At 65.5% G+C, this 6,041-nt stretch carries 5 protein-coding genes; 1 reads left to right on the top strand and 4 read right to left on the bottom strand.

Annotated elements, in window-relative coordinates:
* Nucleotides 1-1,369 (bottom strand): MDR family MFS transporter (locus GXZ33_RS07435; RefSeq protein ID WP_291340205.1); only part of this gene is annotated, 1,369 nt, incomplete at its 3' end.
* 754 nt (nucleotides 1,370-2,123) lie between these two features.
* On the opposite strand from GXZ33_RS07435, the gene cspB reads away from it, so the two are divergent.
* Nucleotides 2,124-3,482, top strand: coding sequence for an S-layer protein PS2 (cspB, locus tag GXZ33_RS07430; RefSeq protein ID WP_291340204.1), 1,359 nt, complete (start codon nucleotides 2,124-2,126; stop codon nucleotides 3,480-3,482).
* 266 nt (nucleotides 3,483-3,748) lie between these two features.
* On the opposite strand, the gene GXZ33_RS07425 is transcribed toward cspB, so the two are convergent.
* From GXZ33_RS07425 to GXZ33_RS07415, 3 genes are all read right to left on the bottom strand, one after another.
* Nucleotides 3,749-4,000 (bottom strand): helix-turn-helix transcriptional regulator, encoded by a 252-nt coding sequence (locus GXZ33_RS07425; protein ID WP_040086763.1) that lies wholly within the window; start codon nucleotides 3,998-4,000, stop codon nucleotides 3,749-3,751.
* Between the two features lie 114 nt (nucleotides 4,001-4,114).
* A complete protein-coding gene (locus GXZ33_RS07420) occupies nucleotides 4,115-5,371 on the bottom strand; it encodes a DUF418 domain-containing protein (RefSeq protein WP_291340203.1) in 1,257 nt (418 codons plus the stop codon).
* 221 nt (nucleotides 5,372-5,592) lie between these two features.
* Nucleotides 5,593-6,041 (bottom strand): amino acid--tRNA ligase-related protein (locus tag GXZ33_RS07415; RefSeq protein ID WP_291340202.1); only part of this gene is annotated, 449 nt, incomplete at its 5' end.

The following is a 6,041-nucleotide window of genomic DNA, read 5'->3' as shown; positions in this document are numbered from 1 at the left end:
GGACGGCCATGACGCCGGCGACGATGAAGGCGGTGTGGGAACCGTCGGCCGTCGCCTGCGCCAGGTCCGCTCCCCCGGCGGCCGCAGCCTGGGTACCGAAGGACAGGGCGGCGATGAGGATCGCCGTTCCTGCGGCACCGGCCAGCTGCTGCAGGGTGTTGAGGATCGCCGAGCCGTGGCCGTAGAGGTGCTTGGGCAGTGATCCCAGTGCCGTGGTCATCAGCGGGGTCATCATGAGTGCCAGTCCGAGGGAGAACACGATGTGCATCGTGATCACCTCGGTGGTGGTGGACGCGATACCCAGGCGGGTCATCGCCCACACGGCGCCGACCAGCAGCAGCGCCCCCGGGATGACCAGCGGGCGGGGGCCGACGCGGTCGTAGAGACGTCCGATGAAGGGTGCCAGGAGGCCGGAGGCGAGACCGCCGGGCATGAGCAGCAGGCCGGTGACCAGCGCGGTGACACCCAGGGCGGTCTGCAGGTAGATCGGCAGGACCATGACCACGCCGAGCAGCGTGCCCATGAGCAGCAGCGCCACGACCACGGACAGGGTGTAGTTGCGGATGGTGAAGGGGCGCAGATCCAGCAGCGGGGTCTCAAGCTTCAGCTGGCGCCACACGAACAGCGCCAGGGCGATGACACCGACGACCGCCAAGCCGACGGCCACCGGCAGGTCCGTGCCCAGGGTGCTCAGTGCGTAGACGAGGCCGCCGAAGCCGAGGGCGGCCAGGACCACGGACAGTGGATCGAAGGGGGCGCGGGCCGTCTCACCGATGTTGCGGATGAAGAGGGCACCGACCACCAGCGCCACGATGATCAGCGGGGCGACGAACCAGAACAGCCAGTGCCAGGTGAAGCGGTTGAGGACGAATCCCGAGACCGTCGGCCCCAGCGCCGGAGCGACGGACATCACGATCGAGATGACGCCCATGACGGACCCGCGCCGGTTGGCCCGCACGACCGTCATCGCGACGGTCATGAGCAGCGGCATGATCAGCGACGTGCCGACCGCCTGCACGATGCGACCGGCCAGCAGCACCGTGAACGTCGGGGCTGCGGCGGCCACGAGGGTGCCCACGAGGAAACTGCTCACGGCGGTGAGGAAGACCTGCTTGGTGGTGAAACGTTGGAGGATCCAGCCCGTCGCCGGGATGACGACGGCCATGGTGAGCATGAAGCCGGTCGTCAGCCACTGGGCGGTGGTGGCGGGGATCTGGAAATCCTCCATGATCGACGGCAGCGCCACCGACAGGATCGTCTCATTGAGGAACATCAGCAGCGCGGAACCGACGAGCACGGTCAGGATGACCTTCACCTCGGCGGGCAGCGCCGTGTTGTCCGCGCCGGCGGGGGAATTCTTCACGCTCATGTACAGACCTTCCTACATCCTTAAGAGATTCAGGGATCTCCGGGAAAGATGATCAGACTATCTGCTGTCAGGCGCCCGTACTAATCGACGCCACGCGGTCCCCACCCCACCTCTTCGCTGATACAGGACCCACCCCCCGGTGGAGTCTCGTATATATAGGCATTCAGCCGATGCGTTACACAACCCGGAACGGTTGCAATAAGAAACACATCTGTAACCATTCACCTGTACACGGGCTGCCAATCCGCAAAACAAGATGATTCTACTTTAAGGACCACATAACACGCCCCATCACCTCCCCTCGGGGCGTCGCTTTTCGACGGCCCCCCCTCAGAAAAGCCCCTGAACTGCGGAATTAACTTTTCTCCCTTTCGACTCTCCGGAGGCCCCAGGCACGGCAATCAACCCCGTTAGGGGTCACCCGTTCGGGCCAAGCTCAGAGATCTGACCGGCCAGAAACCTGCCATGAACAAGTCAGTTTCCCGCCAGCAACTACCTGCTAGATGGCTATTTTTCCGTTACCCGACCGTTACGGTGCCCTACATTTTCAGGGCAGGCGGCACCGCGGGAGAAGGGTGCGGAGTCTCGGAAACTGTCCTAGAGTGATGGCCAGCGACCGAGTCGCCAGGCATTGCGAAAAATATGAGCCCGGAGCTTTCCGGAATTTTTCGCGGTGGACTTTTCCAGCGCCGACCACACAGGCTCGGCCCCGGGTCTTCCAGCCCACACGATCGAATTCAGGAGTTTATCGCTCATGTTCAAGAACCGCGTCCGTACCGCCGCCCTCGCCGGCGCCATCGCCCTCGCAACCGGCCTCTCCGGCTTCTCCGCACCGGCCTTCGCCCAGGACACCCAGCAGGGTGGCTACCAGACCGAGGACGGCTCCGCCGCCCAGGACCTGGTCGCCAAGAACGTCACCGAGGACCAGCTGCGTGACCTCACCGACGAGACCGCTGACTACCTCAACAAGATCCAGCACTGGCCGACCTTCCGCACGCTGGTCAACCACTACGTGAACCTGGGCGAGCCGGGCTTCGACCCGTCCGAGGAGGCTGCTGCAGCTGCTTTCCGCGAGGCTCAGGCAGAGGCTGACGCAGAGCTGGAGAAGGCTTCCGCCAACATCCAGGAGGCTCGCGCTTCCGTGGCCTACGCCCTGGACAAGGACAAGATCGCCACCGAGGACTGGAAGTCCTACGTCTCCGCCCTCAACGCCTTCCGCGCCACCATCAACCCGCTGGTCGCTGACGCCAACGACAAGAAGTCCCACAAGGACTTCCCGGTCCTGCCGTCCATCCCGGCCGCCAACATGCACAACGCCCGTGCAGTCCACGCTAAGATCGACGAGCTGCTCGCGGAGATCGAGGACACCTACAACCGCGCCGCCGACTGGTCCGTCGACGACTGGTACAAGCAGTACATCACCCGCGAGTACATGGCTGCTCTGAAGGCTCTGCGTGAGGCTGCTCAGGCCGGCGCCCCGGCCGTCGTGGCTGCATGGGAGACCGCCAAGGAGTCCAACGTCGAGGCTCAGCTCTCCGACGTTCTGGTTCGCCAGCTCTTCCTGGAGCGCGCAACCGCTCAGCGTGACACCCTCCGCGTCTTCAAGGCCTGGATCTCCGTGTTCAAGCGCTACAACGAGCTCTACCAGGACAACGTCCTGGTCGGCGACTCCACCCTGCGTACCGAGTACCGCGAGGTCCTCGACGACATCCAGTTCGGCCTGTGGGGCAACATCGCCCAGCTGAACAAGGCTGATGCGGCCACCAAGGCGTTCTTCCTCCACTGGTGGACCGACCTCCGCAACAACAACGATGGCAACTGGGCCATCTACCGCGAGCAGGCCGACTTCGCCCTGAAGACCTACCAGAACTCCCTGATCAACGGTAAGTTCTGGCAGGAGAAGCTCGACCGCGTCGAGCTCATCGACGCCGGCCTGAAGGCCGACCGCGAGGCTGCTGCCAAGGCTGCTGCAGACCGCGAGCGCGAGCTCAAGGCCGCCGAGGAGCTGGCTGAGGCTCAGAAGGCTATCGCCGACGCTCTGGCCGAGGACAAGGTCGACGGCGGCCAGTCCACCACCAAGCCGGGCACCTCTTCCTTCAAGCTCTCCTCCTAGTAGGAAGCTGAACCCCAGCGCCTCTGGCGTTGAGGCTCACTGAAGCGAAAAGAACCCGCCTCATCCACTTCGTGTGGATGAGGCGGGTTCTTCGTTTGCGTACACACCGCTCAGGAAGAGCTCCTGAAGGCTCCTGGATGGCCTCGCGGACCGCAACCAAGGGCGAACCTGCATCCTCCCCTAAAAAGGCCCACAGCCCCGCTGTGCGCTCCCTGGATCACCGGGGAGGGTACAGCGGGGCTGTGTTTCTCTGGAGAGGGCCTACGTCAGGCGTTGCGGTGGTCGAAGAAACCGTCCTGCATGAGGCGGAGCATGAGGTCCGACTTCGTGCTCGCCGGACGGCCGACGCTCATGTACTTCCCCCGTACGCGGGCGATGTGCGTGCGGACGGTGTCCTCGGAGACTCCGAGAAGCTTGCCGACCTCCCGCTTCGACACGGAGGTCAGCCAGGTGAGCACCACCTCGAGCTCCCGTTTACTCAGGGCCGGCACCGACAGGGCCTTCTCCGGTACTGACACACATCCTCCATCGCCGGGAACAATTATTAACGTGAGGCATATTACTCATACGGTAGCCGTCCCGCAGGCCACCGGAGGCGTAGTACTCAATATTGTGACCTGCGGCGGGTGCCCCTACCCCACCGGGAGCTCCTGCCTGGCAGGGGTGGTGGGGCGCTGCCCGCGGCGTCGGGAAGCAGCCTTCGCGGCGGTGTCGGCGATCCTGTCGACGAGGTCGTGCCACACGATCTCCACCGGTCCGCGGCGGTGGAAGCGCAGCCACACGGCAGAGAGTGCGATGAGGAAGGCGGAGATGCCCAGGTAGATGCCCAGGGTGGCGGCGGTGTCCCAGGGGCCCTGGATCCGGCGGCTCATGCCCAGGCCCCAGTCGTAGAAGATGATCGAGGCGATGAGGTTCTGCAGGATGTAGTTCGTCAGGGCCATCCGCCCGACCAGGGACAGCAGGTGCCCCATGAGGCCCACGCGCTCCCGGCGGGCGTAGAAGGCCGCGACGGCGGCGAGGAGTCCGAAGGCGACGATGGTGGAGGTGCCGTAGCGGGCGACGTGGCCGGCGGTGTCGGTGAGGCGCAGTGCCCAGTCGAGGGGGAACCCGACTCCGAACCCGATGCCCATGACGATGCGGCGCAGGCGGACACCCTCCGGGAGGAAGAGACCGGCCCGGTAGAGGTGGGCGCCGACGAGGAACAGACCCAGGCCCATGAAGAACATGATGGGGATCTCCCCGCGGCCGCCGATGAAGTTCTGCACGCGGTCGGTGACCATGCCCCAGTAGGAGTCGGTGGGCAGGCCCTCCTGGATGAAGCGCATGCCCTCCTCACCCGGCGTGGCCTCCCGGACGAAGTCGCCGCCCGGGAAGGAGCCGAACAGGCGCGGCCCGCCGGCCATGAAGAACATCATCACGGCGTGGGCGGCGAGGCCCACCCCCATCCAGATCTTCTGCGCCCGGGGGCTGCGGGCCATGACGGCCGCGACGACCAGCGCCGTGAGGCCGTAGCCCATGAGCACGTCGAACTCGAAGATGAAGATGTAGTTCAGCAGGCCGTCGAGAATGAGCACGAGCGCGCGCCACGGGTAGCGGCCGGGCCAGGGCTCGCCGCGGCGCACCGCCGACTGCCGCTGGATCTCCAGGCCGATGCCGAACATGATGGTCAGCAGGCCGATGAACTTGCCGTCGGTGAAGAGGTTGAGCAGGACGTCGGCGACGGAGTTGAACGTCGCCAGCGCCCCCTCAGCCACCGCGCCCTCGGTGGTGGCGTCCATGGAGGAACGGGAGAAGATCCAGATGTTGGTCAGCAGGGTGCCGAGGATCGCGATGCCCCGGAGCACGTCGAGGGCGATGATGCGCCGTCGTGGAGTGAGTGCGTTGGTCATACGGAAAAACGTAGGAAGCACCCCTGGGAGAGCGTGCCCAGACAACAGTCCCTTGCTGGGACAACCCTGGGACGGGCACGCCAGCAGCCACCGTGAGCTGGGCTTTCGGAGGTGTTACTGGGAGGGGCCCACTATCGACGCCCGCGCCCCCAGAAAACTCCCAGCCACCGCCACCCGTGCACGGGGTCAGGGAACACCCCGAGGAACCCTGACCCGCGGTGCTACTTCTGCTCGGGCTTGACCATCGGGAACAGGACGGTCTCCCGGATGCCCAGGCCGGTCAGGGCCATGAGCAGACGGTCGACGCCCATGCCGATGCCGGAGGTCGGCGGCATGCCCTGCTCCATGGCGGCGAGGAAGTCCTCATCGAGACGCATGGCCTCATCATCGCCGTTGGCGGCCAGACGGGCCTGGTCCTCGAAGCGCTCGCGCTGGATGACCGGGTCGACCAGCTCGGAGTAGCCGGTGGCCAGCTCGAAACCGCGGACGTAGAGGTCCCACTTCTCGGTGACACCCGGCTTGGAACGGTGCTGACGGGTAAGCGGCGAGGTCTCGACCGGGAAGTTCTTCACGAAGATCGGGCCCTCGAGCTGGTCCTCGCAGAGCACCTCCCAGATCTCCTCGACGAGCTTGCCGTGGCCCCAGCCGCCCTTGGCGGGAACCTCGAGGC

Source organism: Corynebacterium sp., assembly GCF_012838985.1.
Taxonomy (GTDB): domain Bacteria; phylum Actinomycetota; class Actinomycetes; order Mycobacteriales; family Mycobacteriaceae; genus Corynebacterium.
The sequence above is the reverse complement of the archived record's forward strand: the minus strand, read 5'-3'. Positions and strand labels throughout refer to the sequence as shown.

Excerpts from the sequence above, each read along its gene's own strand:
- cspB (WP_291340204.1), top strand. The coding sequence starts at position 2,124 with ATGTTCAAGAACCGCGTCCGTACCGCCGCCCTCGCCGGCGCCATCGCC.
- GXZ33_RS07420 (WP_291340203.1), bottom strand. The coding sequence starts at position 5,371 with ATGACCAACGCACTCACTCCACGACGGCGCATCATCGCCCTCGACGTG.